The sequence below is a fragment of the Solwaraspora sp. WMMA2080 genome, from assembly GCF_027497395.1.
GTDB lineage: Bacteria > Actinomycetota > Actinomycetes > Mycobacteriales > Micromonosporaceae > Micromonospora_E.
Genome location: NZ_CP114910.1, coordinates 6,425,227 through 6,444,889 on the forward strand (window position 1 = coordinate 6,425,227; position 19,663 = coordinate 6,444,889).

General features: G+C 67.5%; 15 protein-coding genes and 1 pseudogene. 14 read left to right on the forward strand and 2 right to left on the reverse strand.

Annotated features, from left to right (window positions below):
* Positions 1 to 457: 457 nt before the first annotated feature.
* Positions 458 to 1,945, reverse strand: coding sequence for an IS66 family transposase (locus O7543_RS29485; protein WP_281551243.1), 1,488 nt, complete (start codon positions 1,943 to 1,945; stop codon positions 458 to 460).
* A 549-nt stretch (positions 1,946 to 2,494) separates the two neighbouring features.
* On the opposite strand from O7543_RS29485, the gene O7543_RS29490 reads away from it, so the two are divergent.
* Both O7543_RS29490 and O7543_RS29495 read left to right on the forward strand, forming a co-directional pair.
* Positions 2,495 to 2,758, forward strand: a complete 264-nt coding sequence (locus O7543_RS29490) for a hypothetical protein (RefSeq protein ID WP_281550872.1) — start codon at positions 2,495 to 2,497, stop codon at positions 2,756 to 2,758.
* 55 nt (positions 2,759 to 2,813) lie between these two features.
* A pseudogene (locus O7543_RS29495) lies at positions 2,814 to 3,200 on the forward strand (transposase); the annotation flags it as partial.
* A 204-nt stretch (positions 3,201 to 3,404) separates the two neighbouring features.
* Here O7543_RS29495 and fxsT read toward each other — a convergent pair.
* The gene (gene fxsT / locus O7543_RS29500) at positions 3,405 to 5,750 is read right to left on the reverse strand and encodes an FxSxx-COOH system tetratricopeptide repeat protein (protein WP_281550871.1); all 2,346 of its coding nucleotides are present in this window, start codon (positions 5,748 to 5,750) and stop codon (positions 3,405 to 3,407) included.
* Between the two features lie 946 nt (positions 5,751 to 6,696).
* Between fxsT and O7543_RS29505 the strand changes: the two genes are divergently transcribed.
* The 12 genes from O7543_RS29505 (at position 6,697) to O7543_RS29560 (ending at position 19,652) form a co-directional block, all read left to right on the forward strand.
* On the forward strand, positions 6,697 to 7,479 hold the full coding sequence (locus O7543_RS29505; RefSeq protein WP_281550870.1) for a GntR family transcriptional regulator: 783 nt from the start codon (positions 6,697 to 6,699) through the stop codon (positions 7,477 to 7,479).
* Between the two features lie 12 nt (positions 7,480 to 7,491).
* The gene (locus tag O7543_RS29510) at positions 7,492 to 8,418 is read left to right on the forward strand and encodes a DMT family transporter (protein WP_281550869.1); all 927 of its coding nucleotides are present in this window, start codon (positions 7,492 to 7,494) and stop codon (positions 8,416 to 8,418) included.
* Entirely contained in the window at positions 8,405 to 9,352 is a 948-nt protein-coding gene (locus tag O7543_RS29515; protein ID WP_281550868.1) for a UTRA domain-containing protein, read from the forward strand. Before O7543_RS29510 ends, O7543_RS29515 begins: the two co-directional genes overlap by 14 nt.
* A 585-nt stretch (positions 9,353 to 9,937) precedes the next feature.
* Positions 9,938 to 13,006, forward strand: a complete 3,069-nt coding sequence (locus tag O7543_RS29520; RefSeq protein ID WP_281550867.1) for an AAA family ATPase — start codon at positions 9,938 to 9,940, stop codon at positions 13,004 to 13,006.
* Positions 13,007 to 13,068: 62 nt separating this feature from the next.
* Positions 13,069 to 14,883 (forward strand): DUF4157 domain-containing protein, encoded by a 1,815-nt coding sequence (locus O7543_RS29525; protein WP_281555652.1) that lies wholly within the window; start codon positions 13,069 to 13,071, stop codon positions 14,881 to 14,883.
* 198 nt (positions 14,884 to 15,081) lie between these two features.
* A complete protein-coding gene (locus O7543_RS29530; RefSeq protein WP_281550866.1) occupies positions 15,082 to 15,675 on the forward strand; it encodes a DUF4255 domain-containing protein in 594 nt (197 codons plus the stop codon).
* Between the two features lie 19 nt (positions 15,676 to 15,694).
* The gene (locus tag O7543_RS29535; RefSeq protein WP_281550865.1) at positions 15,695 to 16,903 is read left to right on the forward strand and encodes a phage tail sheath subtilisin-like domain-containing protein; all 1,209 of its coding nucleotides are present in this window, start codon (positions 15,695 to 15,697) and stop codon (positions 16,901 to 16,903) included.
* 19 nt (positions 16,904 to 16,922) lie between these two features.
* Complete coding sequence (locus O7543_RS29540) at positions 16,923 to 18,083, forward strand: phage tail sheath subtilisin-like domain-containing protein (protein WP_281550864.1); 1,161 nt, start codon at positions 16,923 to 16,925, stop codon at positions 18,081 to 18,083.
* Positions 18,084 to 18,128: 45 nt separating this feature from the next.
* On the forward strand, positions 18,129 to 18,566 hold the full coding sequence (locus O7543_RS29545) for a phage tail protein (protein ID WP_281550863.1): 438 nt from the start codon (positions 18,129 to 18,131) through the stop codon (positions 18,564 to 18,566).
* The gene (locus tag O7543_RS29550; RefSeq protein WP_281550862.1) at positions 18,557 to 18,943 is read left to right on the forward strand and encodes a hypothetical protein; all 387 of its coding nucleotides are present in this window, start codon (positions 18,557 to 18,559) and stop codon (positions 18,941 to 18,943) included. Before O7543_RS29545 ends, O7543_RS29550 begins: the two co-directional genes overlap by 10 nt.
* Complete coding sequence (locus tag O7543_RS29555; RefSeq protein ID WP_199757663.1) at positions 18,940 to 19,113, forward strand: DUF6760 family protein; 174 nt, start codon at positions 18,940 to 18,942, stop codon at positions 19,111 to 19,113. Before O7543_RS29550 ends, O7543_RS29555 begins: the two co-directional genes overlap by 4 nt.
* Positions 19,110 to 19,652, forward strand: a complete 543-nt coding sequence (locus O7543_RS29560) for a phage tail protein (protein ID WP_281550861.1) — start codon at positions 19,110 to 19,112, stop codon at positions 19,650 to 19,652. Before O7543_RS29555 ends, O7543_RS29560 begins: the two co-directional genes overlap by 4 nt.
* The last annotated feature ends 11 nt before the right edge of the window (positions 19,653 to 19,663 follow it).

Consider the following 19,663-nt stretch of genomic DNA (forward strand, 5'->3'; position numbering starts at 1 on the left):
AGGGCCCCACGCCCTCCTCCAGCACTGTCCGGCTTCACCGGATTCGCCCGTGTCGCACCAATCAAACCTTTTGCGTTGCTGAGATCAGCTCAATGGGGTAGCAATCGCCGTCACTGCCTGTACGATCGTGTCGATATCCACCGCGCCAATATACTCGGGTACCACATCCAAGCGGCATCAGGTGGTGTAGTACCTCGGATGATCCGAGGAAGCGTGCCCTTCGATGGCAAACCTGAACGTTGCGGGTCGTACCGGACCGAGATGGACGACCGGGAGCGGACCGCGTCGAAGGTGTGAGGACCGGTCACGTGCGGTTCGGATCAGGCCGAGTAGACCACCCATGGTTCGTGACGCCCTTAGAAGCTTGAAGCCCTGCATCGCTGGCGGTCGGGGCGGCGGCCCGGTCCAGCTCGGCGGCGGGCGGGAGTAAACATTCACCTCTTGTGAGGGCGCGGGGTCAGCCCTGGAGGATGTGGGCGGTCTGCGGCATCCAGGGGTTCCCTGTGACGGCGTCGCGGAGTGCGGTCATGGCGTTGACGCCGTGTTTGACCGCAGTGGATAGGTAGCTGCGGATGGTCAGCCGGTCGCGGGTGGCTTTCTCGCTGGTGAGCCGGCCGGAGATCTTCTGCTGGGTCTTGTTCGGCCGTAGGTCACGCTCGGCGAGGTTGTTCGTCGGCGGAATGGTGGTGTCGTAGCAGAACCGCAGGACGTCGTCGTGGCGGTGGTGGAGATCCTCGAGTAGGTTGCGGCCGGGCGGCTGCCTGTCGCGGGGGCCGCCGACGCGGGGGACGTCCTTACGGCCGACGATCACGCCGTCGCGGAACTCGCGGACCAGCGGGTCACGCACGGCGGGGTCGATCTCGGCCTGTCCGGCGGCGCGGGCGAGGTTCGCGGCGTGGATCAGGCCGCGTAGCGCCCGCTGGCACTGGACCGGCCAGACGTGGTCGGGGTAGGTCTCGGCCGCGTCTTCGAGATCGCGGAGCAGATGTGCGCAGCACAGTTGGTGCCGCACCCCGTCGGCGAAGTTGCCGGCCTGGTCGTAGACGGTGTACCGGTCGTGCACGGCGACCCCGGTGAACGCCGGCCCGATCCCGATGGTGCGGAACTGTTCGCCGCTGCGACGCTCAGCCAGCGCGTACAGGGTGTACCGGCCGGTCGACGCGGACCATACGTACCCGTTGCGGCCCGCGGCACCCGCTCGGATCGTGGTCTCGTCGAAATGGACCACCTCGGCCAGGGTGATCAACGCCTTGATCATCGTGACGATGTCGGTCACCGCCGCCGCGACGGCGGCGAGGACCTTGTGGACGAACCCGGCCGACACGCGGGTGCCGGCCAGATCGGCGATCAGCCGCACGCACCGCTCGACCGGCACGTGCTGCACGATCAGCAGGTACACGGCGAGAGCGCGCAGGTTCGCCCCGTACACCCGGGTGTTACCCACCCCCGCCTGCTTCGGCGGGGCGGCGACGTGCTTCCGGCCGCAGCCGCACCGGACCCGGTACTGCCGGTACTCCACCGTCGACGCGGTGACCAGCGGCACGTCGGTGACCTGACTGGCCGACACCACCCCCTCGTCGACAGCCCCCGCCAGGTCCGTCCCGCACTCGCACGGCCCGCACGGACGCTGGTCAACCACCCGGACGTCGGCCTCGTCCAACCAGGGCAGATACGATCCCGGCGCACCGGGCTGTCTACCTCGCCCCGGCTTCTTCCCGCCCGAGCGCCCACCGCCGGCGGGCTTGCTCCTACCCGACCGGCCAGGCAGATCATCGGTCGAGGGCGGCATCGAGGAGTTTCGGCTGTTCCGCGAGATCAACCGCTTGATCTGCTCCAACTCCGCACGTAGCCGTTCCACCTCGGCCGTCTGATCCGCCAACTGAGCGGCCTGATCACGGACCACCGCGATCAGCTCGTCCCGCGACAGCGCCTCCGGATCAACCACCCGGGCACAAGATCACGATCGGTCCGAGACGGCAACCACCCCCAGCTCGGCCCGGCGAGTCACGCTACCCAACAGCAAACCCGCCAGCAAGACGTGAATGTTTACGGGCGGGATGCGGTAGTCTGTGTGGGGAGGCGGCGGGTTGTCGATTGGCGCTATCGTGTCTCTGTGCTGATCGATGCTCTAGCGAATATTGGTAAGGTGGACCTCGGTGACGTTCCTGCCTGGGGCTCATTCATTACGACTCTCGGGGCGTTCTGTGCAGCAATCTGGGCCGGTAGAACCGCTCGAAAGCTCTATGAGCGAGAGTCTGAGCGCGACCAACGGGCCGAAGAAGATCGACGCGGACGGGCGGAGGAACAGCGGCGCTTGCAAGCCGCGCAAGTCTGTGCCTGGTTTGGGCGGACACGGGGAAGCGGTTTTAACCCTGGATGGCCGTGTGCCCACGTCCGGAACGTTTCGCAGGTCCCGGTACACGACGTAAAGATTCATTTCTACTACCGTGGCCCTGGTGATGCAGACGAGCTTGATCTACGGGCGACCACTCGGGTGAACATCATTCCGCCTACGACGGATCCTGTGAATGTCATGCCAGAGCAGACCTTAAGAGTGGAATCCGGTGAGACCGACGAGCACGGCAATCAGATGCCTTCTGGTGAGAGACTTGAAGACTTCTTTGTTGCTATCGAATTCACGGACGCGGCTGGTTATCGTTGGCGAAGGGACGTGCACGGACACTTGATGGAGGTGATCGGCGCTGGCACTCCGGTGGGAGAGCGCCGCATCAGTCCGGTCTCCGCAAGCGGCGAGTGACAGATCTTAGCGACGCTCCAGTAGACGGCAGGCGAGTACGCCGCGCCCAGGCCGGCGGGCGGAGTACGCCTGGATTATGCGACCCGGCCACAAACTCACCGACGACGACCACGCTGATCTCGCCGATGCCCGCCGCCGATGTCCGGACCTCGACACCGTCGCCGACCTCGCCCGACGGTTCACCGCTCTGGTCCGCTATCAGGGCACCGGACACCACCTCGACGCCTGTATCGACCGCGCCCGGCGCTGCGGATACCCCGAACTCCGAGGCTTCGCCGCCGGCCTGCTCGGCGACCGCGACGCCGTCGTCGCCGGCCTTACTCAGCCCTGGAGCTCAGGCCCGGTTGAAGGCCAGGTAAGCCGTATCAAAACGATCAAGCGGCAGATGTACGGCCGCGCGAACCTCGACCTCCTGCGCAAACGCGTTCTCGCATCAGCCTGAGCAGCCATCAAGATCAATCACAGAATGTGCGCCAGAGCCAAATTTCAGGTGTCGTTGACACGGCCGCAGCGGAAAGCCACCGCCACCACCGGGAAGTCGCCCCCACGCCGCGCCATTTAGCTCAGGTCTCCGGCAGGGGCGCTCCGGCTCCGAGAGGGCGGGTGCTCTAGCAAGATCCACGCTGAGGAGTCATCTTCATAGCAATCAATTGGTGTCGTTCTGTTGCCGCCAATAGGCAAGGCTGCCACGGGTAGCCAGAGTATGGGGGTGGTCGGGGCCCAGTACCCGCAGCCGATCGGTGAGCAACTGTTCGAACGCGACAGCTGCGCCAGCCGGATCACCTGCCTCACCCCACCACCGAGCAAGGTTGCCACGGGTGACCAGAGTGTGAGGATGGTCAGGGTCCAGCACCCGCGACACATCGGTGAGCAACTGCTCGAACGCGACAGCTGCGCCAGCCGGATCACCTGCCTCACCCCACCACCGAGCAAGGTTGCCACGGGTGGCCAGTGTGTCGGGGTGGTCGGGGCCCAGTACCCGCAGCCGATCGGTGAGCAACTGCTCGAACGCGACAGCTGCGCCAGCCGGATCACCTGCCTCACCCCACCACCGAGCAAGATAGCCACGGGTGGCCAGTGTGTCGGGGTGGTCGGGGCCCAGTACCCGCAGCCGATCGGTGAGCAACTGCTCGAACGCGACAGCTGCGCCAGCCGGATCGCCTGCCTTGCCCTGCGAGTAGGCAAGATTGTGGCGGGTGGTCAGTGTGTCGGGGTGGTCGGGGCCCAGTACCCGCAGCCGATCGGTGAGCAACTGCTCGAACGCGACAGCTGCGCCAGCCGGATCGCCTGCCTTGCCCTGCGAGTAGGCAAGATTGTGGCGGGTGGTCAGTGTGTCGGGGTGGTCGGGGCCCAGTACCCGCAGCCGATCGGTGAGCAACTGCTCGAACGCGACAGCTGCGCCAGCCGGATCACCTGCCTCACCCCACCACCGAGCAAGATAGCCACGGGTAGCCAGGATGTCGGGGTGGTCGGGCCCCAGTAGCCGCGACATGCCGGTGAGCAACTGCTCGAGGGCGGCGGCGGCGTATTGAACTTGTCCGGTGCATCCGAGGCTGTTGATCGCGCGGAACAACAGGGGGTGAGCGTTGGGGTGGTAGAGGGCGTCCCCGGCTGCTGTTCGCAGGGAGGCGGTGTTGGCGCGCAGGATCTGGGTGGTGTCGTGGTCACGGTCGACGGCCGGCCAGAGAGCCAAGAGGGCGTCAGCGGCGGTCTGGGCTACAGCAGTGAGGAGGACCGAGCCGAGGGCATCGCGGGTGACCCGTTGGACAATGGCGTGGACACGGATCACACCGGTATGCGGGTCGTGGGTTAGCAAGCTCAACCGGTGCAGGTTGCGCAACGCATCGCGCACCTCATCCCTCGTAAGATCGTCACGCCCGCTGCGGTTGGCGAGATATGCCACTGCGGCATCGGCGGCGAACACGGCCTCGGGAATGCCGTTCGAATCCAGCACAGCGGCAAGGTTCAACACATGCCGAGCCAGTCTGGCCGGCGGATGGCTGTCCGCGACGTCGATCGACAGCGACCACGTGGCCGCGACCGTCGCCCGGTGTCCATCCGGCAGAGCATCGTCCGGCGGGACAAGCTCAATCAAACTCTTCCGTCGGTCAGTCAGCCGGGCCCGGTAAGCGGCAGGATCGAGACCCCGGTCCCGGATGAACGCGGCCGCCTGCGCCAACGCCAACGGCAGATACCCCAGGTCAACGGCCAACGCCGCCAAGTCGTCATCCTGGTCACCACCGGCACCGATCGCACCATCAAGATAGTCGACAGCGTTGTCCGGGCTGAACACATCGACGTCGACCAGGACTCGGCCGTCCGTGTGCAGCACCGGATCACGGCGACGGGTCGTCACCACCGTCCGACCATTGCGATTGTTCGGCAGCCACCAGTCCGCAGCGTCACCAGGGCTATCGAGGTTGTCCAACACGACCAGCCACCGCTTCGACGTGCGCTCCAACCACGACACGAACCGGCTGGCCGCCGCCTCATCGTCCCCGTCCCCCACCAGAGCGGCTCCCACCGAGCGGGCAGCTTCGGCGTAACGGGCGACGATCGCGTCACGACTCGATGCCGTCACCCACACCAGCACATCCACCTCACGATCCTGCTCCAACCGGCGCGCGAACTCCGCCGCCAACTGGGTCTTGCCCACCCCACCCATCCCCGACAACACCTGCGTCAACACCGCCGTCCGGCCCGCCCTGGCAGCCCGCGACAGCTCCGCGCCTGCAGGCCGGCTCTGAAACCACGCCGCCTGCTGCGGAACCCGCCCGACACGTACCACCGCACCCCTCGGCACCGGCGACGGACCAGGCTTGACGCGCCGCGCTATGAACTCGTCGACGAGTGCCGCCAAAGCCACCACGCTGCCGATAATCCCGGCGATCCAGCCAGCCTGCTCCGTACCCGCCCAGCCGAGCCGAGGCAGCCCCCACCCCCACGGATTCCACCAGGCGAACAGCGCCACCAGGCCACAGGCGACAGCCAAGACCGCAAACACCACCGTCCGCCGCCACCGACGAGGAAACACCCGAGCCACGCCACCATCATCGACGACAAGCACAATCAGCGATTTCACCGAGTCGGGATCACGTCATCGCTGTCGGAGCCAGTAAACAGCGGCAAGCCGATCTACGAAGATCAACTACGACAACGCCAGTACAAACGAGAGCCGAAGTGGGTGCGAGAAGCCGAGAAACGTCGAGGAACACGCCGCAGGCCAGCGAGTAGACGCGCCCGATTCGACCTGATCCGAAGCCCGTACGCGGTATAGGGGTTCGAGTCTCCACCCGTCGACGCTGAGAGCGAGTGTCTAGTTGAGCGTCAATCGGGGCGATCTACGATGGACATCGGTAGGCGGTGGCGGACGTCGGAGCCCAGGTGGGCGGCTGTTTCGGGACAGGCTGCAAGGCCATGATCGCTACTTGACGCAGAACAGGTCGGGCTCTTGCTGCTACGGCAACGAGGCTGGACGTCAGGGCAGCGTCAGAGGCGGAAGTGACGACGGTGCCGACGGCTCCCGAACTGCCTCCGGGCAGTCTCAGTTTCGGTCTCGTTCGTCCGTGTCCAGGGCTGTCCGGCGGGGTCCTCGGGGCGGTCGTGGTCCTGGTCGTGGGCGGTGCCGGACAGGGGTGGACGACCGGGAGTGGATCTTACAAGCGAGGGGTCGCAGGTTCGAAACCTGCCGCGCCCACACTCTGACCAGCACGCGACACAGGGCACCGGATGACCGGTGCCCTGTGTCGTCTCAGTTCCTGGCCCGCGACGACGGTCGCCAGTGGGCGCCAGTACTCCTAAGCGGCCGAAGGAGATCGGCCGACTGCTCCTGGCCTGAGCCAGTTCCAAGCACATAGCGAACAGTCGCCAGCTGCTGGCTTGAGCCAGTCGAGGGTAACGTGGAGCGTGCAGTTGACCCCCAGAACAGGCGGGCAGACATGGACGAGCCGACCAGCGCAGACAAGCGACCACCAAGCCGACGGATAGCCGATGACCTGCGTCTGAGCATCCAGGTGGGCGGGTTGGCACCCGGTGACAAGCTGCCTTCTGAGCGGGACCTTGCCGCCCGGTACGGCACTGCCCGCAACACCGCCAGGGAAGCGATCAGCATCCTGCAAGGGGAGGGCCTGGTCGTCGCGCAGCACGGGCGAGGCGTCTACGTTCGCCCCAACCGGCCCCTGATGCGCCTCGGAGCCAACCGCTACTCCCGCCAGCTGCGCAACGAAACGGGACTGTCGCCGTTCCGCATCGAGGTCACGAAACAGGGCCGCGTGCCCCGGACCGAATGCCGGTCGGTCACCCGCGACACCCCGCCGCCGGACGTCGCCGAACGCCTCGGCATCGACGCGAACATCGCAACCGTCATCCGGCGGGAGAACTGGTACTTCGCCGATGACGAGCCGGTACAGGTCGGCGTGACGTACATCCCCGTCGACGTCGCCGCCGGCTCGCCGCTGGCGACCGAGCGGACCCTCGGCAAGGGCAGCATCTACGCCAGGTTCGAAGAACTCGGTTACCAGGTCACTCGCATCCGGGAAGAGATTTCGGCCCGGATGCCGTACCACGACGAGTCGACCGGGTTGGGGATGCCGCCCGGCGTACCGGTCATCGAGGTGCTGCACACCAGCTTCGACGAGCAGCACACCCCGTTCGAGGTCACCAGCTTCGTGATGCGCGGTGACCTGAACGGCCTGGACTACGACATGCCCGTAGAGGACTGACAGGACCGTCTGATGAGTCGAGGCAGTCTCATACGGCTGGTGATGCTCGCGCTGCTGTGGGGGTCAGGGTTCCTCTGGATCAAACTGGCGCTACGGGGCTTCACTCCGGTGCAGATCGTTCTTGTCCGCCTGGCCCTCGGTGCACTGGTGCTCATCCCCGTGGCCCTGCACCGAGGGCTGCGGTTCCCGGCCGACCGGACAACGTGGGGGCATCTGTTCGTCGCGGCACTGGTCGCCAACGCGATCCCGTACACCCTGTTCGGCATCGGTGAGCAGACCGTCGACTCCGGTGTCGCCGGGGTCCTGAACGCCACTACGCCCCTGTGGACGGCGCTGATCGCCTTCGTCGTCGGGACTGACCGCACGGCGACGTGGTCGCGAGGAGCGGGGTTGACCCTCGGCTTCGTCGGCGCGGTGGTCATCTTCACGCCGTGGGAGTCGGCGAGCGAGGTCGCCAGCTGGGGAGGGCTGGCGATCCTGGGGGCGTCCGCCAGCTACGGAGTCTCCTACGTGTACATGGGCAAGTTCCTCACCAACCGGGGAATCCCGCCGATCATGCTGTCTGCCGCGCAGCTCGCTGCCGGAACGATCCTGATGATCCTGGCCCTGCCCCTCGGCGGACTGACCGCTCCTGACTTCCGCTTGGACGCGGTGGTCAGCCTGCTGATCCTCGGCGTCCTCGGCACCGGGGCCGCCTACGCGCTCAACTACCGGCTCATCACCGATGACGGCCCTACCCTCGCCTCCACGGTCACGTACCTGCTGCCGGTCGTCGCGGTCGTGCTCGGCTTCCTGGTCGTCAACGAGCAGGTGGCAGCGTTCATGGTCCTCGGCATGCTCCTGGTCCTGGCGGGCGTCGCACTGGTACAGCGCCGACCTCAACGGGGCAAGGTCTCTGATCCCCTGCCACTCGGAAGGAACCGGAATGGTCGTCGTTGACCCGGACTTCGTCCGACTGATGCGCAGACTTCGACAGGAACACGGGATGTCGTTCCGGGATCTGGCAAAGAAGGCGTACTTTTCGCGTTCGTACCTGTGTGAGGTGGAGAACGGCAAGAAACCGCCCAGCCTGCACCTCGCCAAAGCGCTGGACGCCTGCCTCAACGCCGAAGGTCGGCTCACGCGACTCGTGACCGCCCATCCCGATGGCCAGGAACGCGGATTCCCATTCCGATCCGCAGCGTCCGGGAACGGCCCGGACCGCGACGTCGAAGCGTGGCGAACGCGCTCGACGTGGCCAGCGCAGCTGGGCGGACCGGCGCCCGTCAGCGCGTCCCAATGGGCGCAGGTCGCGACGATGCTCTACGACGTCTTCGTCCGTAACCGGCCACCGCTCATGCGGCTCGGACCAGACCGGTATGCCAACCCCCTCCTGCGGGAACAGAACCTGACACCGTTCGCTGCCGAGGCAACCATGCAGGGACGCGCACCACTGGTCGAATGCCGGGCCGTATCCCGACAGCATGCGCCGCGCGACGTAGCCGCCATGCTCTCCCTGGACCTGGGCGACGTCGTCGTTCTCCGAGAGAACAGGTACCTGGCCGACGGCGAACCCGTCCAACTCGGCAACACCTACCTGCCGACGAGCGTCGTCGGAACCTCAGCCCTCGCGACCGATCTGAACTTGGGGCCAGGTGGGACCTTCGCTGCCCTCGAAAGACTCGGATACCGGACCGCGCGGATCAGAGAACAGGTCACTACCCGATTCCCGACCCGCGACGAGGCAGAGGCGCTGAAACTCCCGCCTGGTGTGCCGGTCATCGTCCTGCTGCACGTCTCCTTCGACTCCGGTGGCTTCTCCTTCGAAGCGACTCGCTACATCATCCGTTCCGACGCCATGGCAGTTCGGTACGTGGCGCGCGTCTCTGACTGATGCGGCAACTGTCTACAGCGCGTTGAAGATGCCCTTTGGCCGGGTCAAAACTGACCTGACTTGAAGGGGCTGGTTAGTCGAGAATCTATTCCGTGCTGCAGTGCTCCGTCGGGCTACGCGACAAAAATAGAACGCGCGTTCGAGCTTACTTCCGTGTCCATTCGACTTCGTCGGCGCCCTATTTGGTGGCGTTGTGTCGCATGTTTCCTGCGGCTCCGGCACAGGAGTGGCTGGCCTAGGTGCGGGATCGGATCGACGGCCGGCCATAGTCCGGCCCTGTGGTCGCCGATCACAGAAGGTGACGGTTGTTCCAGGTCGCCGGTCTCGACGTCGATTTCTTCCAGGACGGTCCGCAGACCGTGGCCGGGGCAGGACCTGCCGGCCCGGTTGTCGCCGTAGCCGAAGTGGCCGGTCGACGACAGTCGCGATGACCGGTCGAAGCACCGTGGAGTAGCGTGGCCCCCGTATGTCCTGATTGGCACTGGAGCCGGGGACGACGTGCGGCGACGCGGCGGCGAGCGGCGCCCACGTCCGCGCCGGCGGTGGCCGGCCGGACGGGCCGTTGCGGTACGAAGGAGACACGTCGTGCAGGTGAGACTCTTCGATGAGGTCTCGATCCTCCGACGTGGCCAACCGCTCAGTGCGCCGCCGGGCAAGGCTCTCGAGCTGTTCGGCTACCTGCTCATTCATCGGAACCGGACGCACGCTCGCGAATCCATCTCGGAACTGCTGTGGCCGGACGCCGAGCCCGGCGTTGCCCGCAAGTACTTGCGCCAGGCACTCTGGCGGCTCAACACGAGCATGCAGGACCAGCCGAACGACCAGCGCCGGGCGAGCGAACTCGTCGTCATCGACCCCGGCTGGGTGCGGATCAACCCGGAGGCGCCCTGCTGGCTGGACGTTGACGCGTTCGAGCAGAGCTACGCGGCGGTCCGCGACGTGCCCGGCGAAGCGCTCTCCGACAACCAGGCCCATGCGATCGAGCACGCGCTCGATCTCTACCGTGGAGACCTCCTCGCCACCTGGTACCACGACTGGTGCGGTGCCAAACGGGACCGGCTACGCGACACCTACCTGTCCATGCAGGAACAGCTCATGGGCTACTGCGAGGCCCGTGGTCTCTACGCCAAGGGCGTGGGCCTCGGTCAGACCGTGCTGCGCCACGACGCGGCGCGCGAGCGGACCCACCGCCAGCTGATGCGGCTGCACTACGCCGCCGGCGACCGGATCGCCGCGCTTCGCCAGTACGAACTGTGCACCTCGGTGGTGGACCAGGAGTTCGGGGTGCGCCCGTCGGTGGACACCACGGTCCTCTACGAGCAGATCCGGGCGGACCGGGCGGCGGACATCCGACCGGGCCGCGGCCGATCGGTGCTGACTGTCGGCGTATCCACGATCGCGCCGTCCGCTTCCGGCGGCAATGATGTACCGGTCGGGGACAACCGGGACGAGGTGCTGGGATCCATGGCCGCTTCGGGGTACGCCAACTCGACGGAACACCTGCTGGCCGAACTCGCCCGGCTCGATCTGGTGCTGAGCCGGCAGGTCAGGCGGGTCCGCCGGGCGCAGCGTAGACCCGCTGGCGAGCTCTCCGCCTTCTACGTCTCCGATGCCGAGGTCGACGCGCTGCTGGACGGTGCGCCTGACTGGTTTCCGCCGGCCGACGACGACCCGGAGACCGGCACCGGGCTGGACGAGTTGTCCCGCGAGATCGGTGAGCGGGTGGCGCAGGGTATCCAAGACGGTGCGCATCTGCGCCTGGTCGCACTGGCCGGGATGTTCGACCTCGCCCCGTTCGACGTCGAGGTGATCGTGGCCTGTCTGGCGCCCGAGGTCGACCGACGCTACGAGCGGCTGTACGGCTACCTGCACGACGACCTGACCCGCCGACTGCCGACAGTCGATCTCGTCCTCACGATGTTGTGCGGCGACCGTCGGTCACGGATGGCCGCGCAAGCACGGTTCGCGCCGTCGGCACCGTTGCTCCGGCATCGGCTCGTCACGTCGACCGGGGACCCGACCGCACCGGCGCACTCACTGCAGGGCAACAACGTCCGGTTGGACCCGCGGGTCGTCGGGTTCCTGCTCGAGGACGACGAGGTCGCCGAGCGGCTGCGACCGTACGCCCGGATTGTCGCGCCGACCGGGACCCTCGACGACCTGCACTTCCCAGCGGAGTTCGGGGCGGCGCTGGCCCGGCTGAGCGAGCATGCCACCGACGACGTGGTGGTCTACTGCCGGGGGCCGTACGGCGTCGGCCGACGCAGCGTCGCGGCGGCGTGTGCGCGTCACTGGTACGCGCCGCTGCTGGTGGTGTCGGCCGATCTGCTGGCCGACCGACCGGCCGAGGAGTTCGCCACCCTGGTCGGCCTGGTCGAGCGGGAAGCCAGGCTGCAGGGCGCGGTCATGTGCTGGGCGAACGTCGACTCCCTGCTCGTCGAGCCGGCCCGATCACGGCTGTCGCTGCTGCTGTCCACGCTGGCGGCGTACCCGGCTCCGTCGTTCCTTTCCGGTGGCACCGCGTGGGAGCCGGTCGACCTGCCGGCGGGCCTGACCTTCGTCCGGCTGGAGTTCCCCGCACCCGGCTACGCCGAGCGGCTGCGCATCTGGGACGGCGCGTTCGTCGGTGCGGACCGGGACGTGTTGGACCTGGCCGCCGTCGCCGGCAAGTTCCGGCTGACCGGAGGCCAGATCCGCGATGCTGCGGCGACCGCCCGCAACCTGGCGTACGCCCGCGACCCTGGCGCGCCCCGGGTCACCCCGGCCGACCTGTACGCGGCGTGCCGCCTGCAGTCCAACCACAAGCTGGCCGACCTTGCGCAGCGGATCACGCCGCACTACGACTGGTCGGACCTCGTGCTGCCCGCCGACCGGATGGAGCAGCTGCGGGAGATCGCCGACCAGCTCCGCTACCGGTCGGTGGTCTACGAGTCCTGGGGGTTCGAGCGCAAGTTGGCCAACGGGCGTGGCCTGGCGGTGCTGTTCGCCGGTCCCTCGGGCACCGGCAAGACGATGGCCGCTGACGTGTTGGCCCACGAACTCGGCCTGGATCTGTACAGGATCGATCTGTCGACGGTGGTGAGCAAGTACATCGGCGAGACCGAGAAGAACCTCTCCCAGATCTTCGCCGAGGCTGCCACCAGCAACGCGGTGCTCTTCTTCGATGAGGCCGACGCGATGTTCGGCAAGCGGTCCCAGGTCCGCGACGCGCACGACCGGTACGCCAACCTGGAGGTCAGCTACCTGCTGCAGCGGCTGGAGCAGCACGAAGGTGTGGTCATCCTGGCGACGAACCTGCGGAAGAACCTCGACGACGCGTTCACCCGTCGGCTGCACGCCACCATCGACTTCCCCGTTCCCGACGTGGCGGACCGCCGGCGCATCTGGGCGCAGGTCTGGCCGGAGCAGGCGCCGCTGGATCCGGCGGTCGACTTCGACCTGTTGGCCCGGCAGGTCGACCTGCCCGGCGGGAACATCCGCAACATCGCCCTGGCCGGCGCCTTCCTCGCCGCTGCCGACAGTGGCAAGGTGACGATGGCACATCTGTTCCACGCCACCAGGCGCGAGTATCAGAAGATGGGCAAGATCCTCTCGGCGGGGGAATTCGGTTCCGATCCGCCGACCGGTAAGGCCACGGTAGACCGGCGCTTCTGACGAGACAGTGGAGGTTCGAGGTGCATTCAGCGCAGCAGGACAGCGGTGTGGCGTACCGGTCCATGGTGGTGGCATCCGGGTCCGCGCCGGCGCCACGTCGAGCCGCCCTGCCTCACGACTCGTTGCAGCGGCGGTACGGCAATCGAGGTGCGCGGGCGATCGTGCAGGCGAAACTGAATGTCGGGCCGGTGGACGACCCGTTCGAGCGGGAGGCGGACCGGATCTCCCAGCTGGCGTTCGGGTCGTCCGTGCAGCGTGCCCCGGAGGCGATCGGTCGGGTGCGCACGCCTACCGGTGGTGCGGCGGATCCTGGCCTCGCGCGGGCGGTGGACCGGGCGCGGGGCAGCGGTGGGCGGGCGGTGCCCGGCGGTGTGCGGGAGCGGATGGAGCGGGTGTCGGGGGCGGACTTCAGCGGGGTACGGGTGCACGTCGGTGCCGAGTCGGACCGGCTGAACGACACGCTCGGGTCGAGGGCCTTCACCGTCGGCGCCGACGTGTTCGTACGCCGTAGTGAGTACCGGCCGGGCAGCGCGCGGGGTGACGCGCTGCTGGGGCACGAGCTGACGCACACCGTCCAGCAGGGAGCCGCCGGACCCTGCACCACCGGGCCGACGCCTGCGGCGGGACCGTCCGTCGCCCAGCGCAAGTTCGGGTTCGAGCTGGAACTCCATCATGTGCCGTTGTTCAGCCGGCAGGGCGGGGTGGAGAGCCGGCCCGTGGCGAACGCCACAGCGGTTGCTAGCGGCAGGCGTTTCGAGGCGCATGTCGACCACACCCCGGACCTGGACTCCACCGTGGTGCCGGATGCGCTTCGTGGCGCCGGCCAGCCGGCCCCGATCCTTGAGCTCGTGACCGGACCGATGGATGAGTTCAAGGATTCCGAGGGTACGGTACGCAGCATCATGAACCGGCTCGTGCAGGTGGCGACGCACATCGACAACCAGGCGCTCACGCAGAACACGAACGTACCGCTGGACGGTCTCCCCGGCCTGACCGCGAATCCGGCCGGCGTGAATTTCGTCGGATATCCGAACGGTTCCACCGCCCCGGCGGGAACGCTGACGGGTGCGCACGGGCATGTGCAGGCGACCTACGGCCTGTCGGTCACCCAGGTCGGCGACGAATTCGCCGACCGGAGCGCACAGCCGACGGCCCCTGGGACGACGGAGTACAAGTTGGATACATACAAGGCCGTCATGGGGGTGGCCAACACGCGAGCTGGTGATGTCGTTCAATGGATCCGGAACAACATCGATGGCGACTACAGCGACCGGGCGCTCGCCGAGGCGCGCGGACTGTTCGCCCTCATCATCAACTATCTCATCATCGGTCGGATTAAACGGTGGACCACGCTGCACAAGAACCACGCCGGCATCTTCTTCTACAAGACGAGACTCTCCACGGTCAGAAACCAGATTGTCCATTCGTATCCCGAGCTTGAGGGGCTCTTTGGCAACGACGAGCTCGTCGACGAACTGCTGGGGCGTACCGGGCGTGAATCTGTGCAACCAGTCTTTCCGGGCATGAGGGAAGCGATCGGTGGTATCGCCCTGGACGTGATGTGCGGGGAGTGGGTCGAGGAGGTCCTCGCCGGAACGGGTGACAAGGTCTTTGACGTCTCCGCCAACGGTGGTGCGAACGCTGTCGAGCTGGTCACTCCTCGTGTCGGTCGGGGAGCCAAGCGGGGGACCGGTGTGGTCGTCGAGAACCGGCGGTTCGCCCAGACCGAGGGGCATCCCTACCGGCACACGTACCAGCCCAACGAGTGGGCCGACATGGCGGTCCGGGTCCGCGACAGCCTGCGCGCCAGACAGGGGTACGCACAGGGGGAGGTCACCAAGGCCGGAGAGTTCTTCAGGGGACTGTTCATCTCGTGACCCTGCTGGCCCAGACGGCCGGACTTGGGTGTGTTGCACGTCACGTCAGCATCTGAATTGCCAGTTCAAGCCCCTCCGGGTCGTCGCCCTGGATCCACCGAGGCGGTTCGGTAGACGCCGACGCAGACGCTCGTGGGACGCCAGTCCGGTAGACCTGTCGACCGGCGCGAAGGACGCAGTTGGGGGCGGGACAGGGCAGTGTTTCATGATCTGGACGCGTCGCTCGCCGCTCTCGTGCAGGGCGAGCTGGCGTTGCCCGGGATCACCGTCAGCTTCGCCACACCGGACGACCAGTTCCCGCCGTCGGGCGTCACGCTGCCCGCGATCGCGTTCTTCCTCTACGACGTCCGGGAGAACCACGAGCTGCGGACCAACCAGTGGGAGAACACCCGGCAGGAATCCGGCATGATCACCCGGCGGCGGGTGCCGGCCCGGGTCGACTGCTCCTATCTGGTCACCGCGTGGCCCAACGACAGCGCGCCCAACCCGGCGCAGGACGAGCACCGACTGCTCGGCGACGTACTGCGGGTGCTGCTGCGTCACCGGGAGATTCCCGCCGACTACCTGCGGGGCGACCTTGCCGGCCAGCAGCCACCGCTGCGCGCGATGGTCACCGCCGAGAGCCAGCTGCAGGGCATCGGCGAGTTCTGGCAGGCCATGGGCGGTCGGCCCAAGGCGGTCCTGCACTACAGCGTCACGCTCAGCGTCGACGTGTTCGAATCCACGCCGGTCGGGCCCGAGGTGACCGGGACGGTCATCCGGGTCGGCCAGAGCGTGAGTCACGAGTCCTGACGAGGGGGAGTACCCACAGATGCCGCAGTATCTAGCGCCGGGCGTGTACGTCGAGGAGGTCCCCTCGGCCATCAAACCGATCGCCGGTGTGGGGACCAGTACCGCCGGCTTCATCGGTGCCGTCGCCGACGACGTCACGATGCCGCTGCTGCCCGGCCGCTCCGGAGTGACTGCGGCCGGTGAGGCCGAGCCAGCCGATTTCCACTCGGTGGCGCCTGCCGGCGAGGCCCAGCTCGTGGACGGCTGGGAGACGTTCAAGAACCTCTTCGGTGACATTCAGCAGGGCAACCACACCCTCGCCCACGCGGTGTACGGCTTCTTCAACAACGGCGGTGGCCGCTGCTGGATCACCCGGGTCGCTCCTGTCGACGCCGACGCCGAACCCTCGGACGAGGATCTGGCCGGCGCGTTGGAGACCTTCGCCGCGATCGACGAGATCGCGCTGGTCGCGATCCCCGGCGCGGTGAGCGACGCGGTGCAGACCGCGCTGCTCGACCACTGCGAGAACCAGTACCTGCAGGACCGGTTCGCGATCCTCGACGGCCGGCAGACCACCACGTTGACCAAGGAAGCGATCCAGGGCGACGTCCGGGACAGCAGCTACGGCGCGATCTACTACCCGTGGATCGACGTGGGTGCCACCGACGCCGACGGGAACAAGGTGTACCAGCCGCCGAGCGGGCACATCGCCGGGGTTTACGCCCGGGTGGACACCGAGCGGGGTGTGCACAAGGCACCGGCCAACGAGGTGATCCGGGGCGCGCTGGGCGTCGAGGCGCTGGTCAGCAAAGCGCAGCAGGCCGGGCTCAACCCGGACGACATCAACGTGATCCGCAAGTTCGGCGGCAACATCACGATCTGGGGTGCCCGCACCCTCGCCGGCAAGGAACAGGCCGAGTGGCGGTACGTGCCCTCCCGGCGGCTGTTCAACTTCCTGCGCGAGTCGATCGACGAGGGCACCCAGTGGGTCGTCTTCGAGCCGAACGCGCCGGAGCTGTGGTCGAAGATCCGGCGCAACGTAAGTGCCTTCCTGACCACCGTGTGGGCGTCCGGAGCGTTGCTGGGCAACACCCCGGAGCAGGCGTTCTACGTACGCTGCGACGAGACCGTCAACCCGGCTGCGGTCCGCGACGCCGGCCAACTGGTGGTCGAGATCGGGGTGGCGATGGTGCGCCCGGCCGAGTTCGTGGTGTTCCGGATCAGCCAGTGGGCCGGCGGGATCCAGTAGCGGACGACCGGACGAGACCGTGACCCACCAGCTGACACCCGGGGTGCACCGGCAGGACGTGTTCCCGCCGCCGCCTCCGACCCAGCTCACCGGGGTACCCGCCTTCCTTGGCCGGGCCGCCGCCGGACCGTACGCCCCGCAGCGGCTGACCCTGTGGCCGCAGTTCGAGGCGATCTTCGGCAGTGCGTCCCCCGGCGACACCTCGGACGGGTTCCTGGCCGACGCGGTCCGGGGATTCTTCGACAACGGCGGGACGCTGTGTCACATCGTCCGGCTGCCCGGGACGCTGTCGCCCGTCGAGGCGGTGCAGGCCGGGCTGGTGACGTTGGACGACCTGGACGATGTCGACCTCGTCTGCGCCCCCGACATCGTCACCGTCGCACCGTGGCCGGTCGACCAGGACATCACCCCGGTCGTCGAGGCGCAGCAGGCGATGCTGCGACACTGCCGGCAGCGCGGTGACCGGTTCGCGCTGCTCGACGGCGTCCCGGCCATCGATCCGCAGATGATCGTCGAACAGTGTGCGGCGTTGACCGGGCCCGACGGTGCGTTCGGCGCGCTGTACTACCCGTGGCTGGGCGCGTCCGGCGCGGACGGTCGGTTGCGTCACCTGCCACCGTCCGGGCACGTCGCCGGCGTGTACTCCACCGCCGACCAGCGGGTCGGCGTCCACAAGGCGCCGGCCAACACGGTGGTCGAGGGCGTCGTCGACCTGCATGTGCAGCTCACCGATTCCGAGATCGGCACGTTGTACGAGCGGCGGGTCAACTGTCTGCGCGCGTTGCCCGGCCGGGGCGTACGGGTCTGGGGCGCACGTACCCTCGCCACCGACCCGGCCTGGCGGGACGTGACCACCCGCCGTCTGGTGAGCACCATCGGCCGCTGGATCGAGCGGTTCATGACCGGTCTGGTCCATGAGCCCAACGACGTACGGCTGTGGGTGCGGATCATGCGGGAGCTCACCGCGTACCTCGACGGGCTGTTCCAGCGTGGTGCCCTGCAGGGTCGTACGCCCGCCGAGGCGTTCTACGTCAAGTGCGACCACGAGACGAACCCACCTGCGGTCATCGAGGCCGGGGTGGTAGTGACACACATCGGAGTGGCGCCGACCGCGCCGGCCGAGTTCGTCACCGTTCGCGTCATCCACGGCGCGAGCGGGGTGACGGTCGGCGTGGCGTGACCGGTGCGGACAACAGTCGGTGCGGACAGACAGTGAGGTGCGGTTGTGGACAGACTCGATCCCTACTTCGGGTACAACTTCGCGGTGGAGTTGGACGGCATCACCCGGGCCGGCTTCCGGGAGGCTTCCGGGCTGGAGACCAGCCAGAACGCCGCCGAGTACCGGGAGGGTACGGACCGGAACCTGGCGCCGCGCAAGATCCCCGGGCTGAACAGCTACGGTGACATCACCCTCAGCCGTGGCCTGACCAGCGACAGCAAGTTGTGGGAGTGGCGGCAGAAGGTGATGAAGGGCACCGTGGAGCGGCACAACGTTTCGATCACCCTGCTCGACCAGCAGGGCAATCCGAAGGTGACCTGGAATCTGTTCGACTGCTGGCCCAAGTCGTGGAGCGGACCCAGCCTGAGCGCGACCAGCGACGAGATCGCGGTGGAGCAGCTCACCCTCGCCTGCGAGCGTATCGAGGTCGATCAGTGGAGTTGACCGGGGTCGCCGAAGCCCGCCGAACCGAGTTCCCGTTCACCCTGCCGCACGGTCTGGTCGCGCCGGACGGCACGGTGCACCGCGAGGGGACCATGCGGATGGCCACGGCGCTGGACGAGATCGAGCCGATCAAGGATCCCCGGGTACGGTCGAATCCGGGGTATCTGGTGATCATCCTGCTGGCCCGGGTGATCAACCGGCTGGGCGGCCTGGAGTACGTCAACACCAACGTGGTGGAGAACCTCTACTCCGCCGATCTTGCCTACCTGCAGGACTTCTACCAGCGCATCAACCTCAACGGACACGCCCGGCTGCAGGTCGACTGCCCGCACTGCAGCGGATCGTTCGAAGTGGAGCCGCCCAGCCTGGGGGGATGACGCGCTACTCCCCGGACCGGCTGCACGAGGAAGTAGCGTACCTGGCCTATCACTTTCACTGGCCATATCACGAGATCATGCAGCTGGACCACCGGGAACGGCAGCGCTGGGTCGCGGAGGTCGCCCGGATCAACGAGCGGCTCAATGAACAGGGAGGGGCACGGAGATGATGTCGACCGGGATTCCGCTCGGGCTCAGCTGGGCACCTGCCGCCGTGGGCAACTGGACCGGCCTGCGGCTGCCGGACCCGTTTCCGACCTTCAATTTCGCGGTGGAGATCGAAGGCCTGCTGCTGGCCGGGTTCAACGAGGTCAGTGGCCTGGAAAGTCAGATCGAGATGGAATCCTACCGGGAGGGCGGAGTCAACGGCTTCGTCCACCAGTTGCCCGGCGCGGCCACTCCCGCGCACCTGGTGCTGCGGCAGGGGCTGAGCCCGCTCAGCGGTCTGTGGGGCTGGTACGACAACACCGCCCGAGGCGTCATCCAACGCCGCAGCGGCACGATCGTGCTGCTCGACCGGCGGCAGATCCCGGTGATGTGGTGGAACTTCCGCAACGCGTTGCCGGTGCGCTGGACCGGCCCGACCTTCAGCGCGAGCGGCGACGACGTCGGCTTCGAGTCGCTGGAGCTGGTGCACGAGGGTCTGACCAAGCCGCTGCTGGGCCAGGCCGCCGCGCTGGCACACGGCGTGGCCGGCATGGTCGGCTGACCGGGAGCCTC

Excerpts from the sequence above, each read along its gene's own strand:
- O7543_RS29505 (WP_281550870.1), top strand. The coding sequence starts at position 6,697 with ATGGACGAGCCGACCAGCGCAGACAAGCGACCACCAAGCCGACGGATA.
- O7543_RS29510 (WP_281550869.1), top strand. The coding sequence starts at position 7,492 with ATGAGTCGAGGCAGTCTCATACGGCTGGTGATGCTCGCGCTGCTGTGG.
- O7543_RS29515 (WP_281550868.1), top strand. The coding sequence starts at position 8,405 with ATGGTCGTCGTTGACCCGGACTTCGTCCGACTGATGCGCAGACTTCGA.
- O7543_RS29525 (WP_281555652.1), top strand. The coding sequence starts at position 13,069 with ATGGTGGTGGCATCCGGGTCCGCGCCGGCGCCACGTCGAGCCGCCCTG.
- O7543_RS29535 (WP_281550865.1), top strand. The coding sequence starts at position 15,695 with ATGCCGCAGTATCTAGCGCCGGGCGTGTACGTCGAGGAGGTCCCCTCG.
- O7543_RS29555 (WP_199757663.1), top strand. The coding sequence starts at position 18,940 with ATGACGCGCTACTCCCCGGACCGGCTGCACGAGGAAGTAGCGTACCTG.
- O7543_RS29560 (WP_281550861.1), top strand. The coding sequence starts at position 19,110 with ATGATGTCGACCGGGATTCCGCTCGGGCTCAGCTGGGCACCTGCCGCC.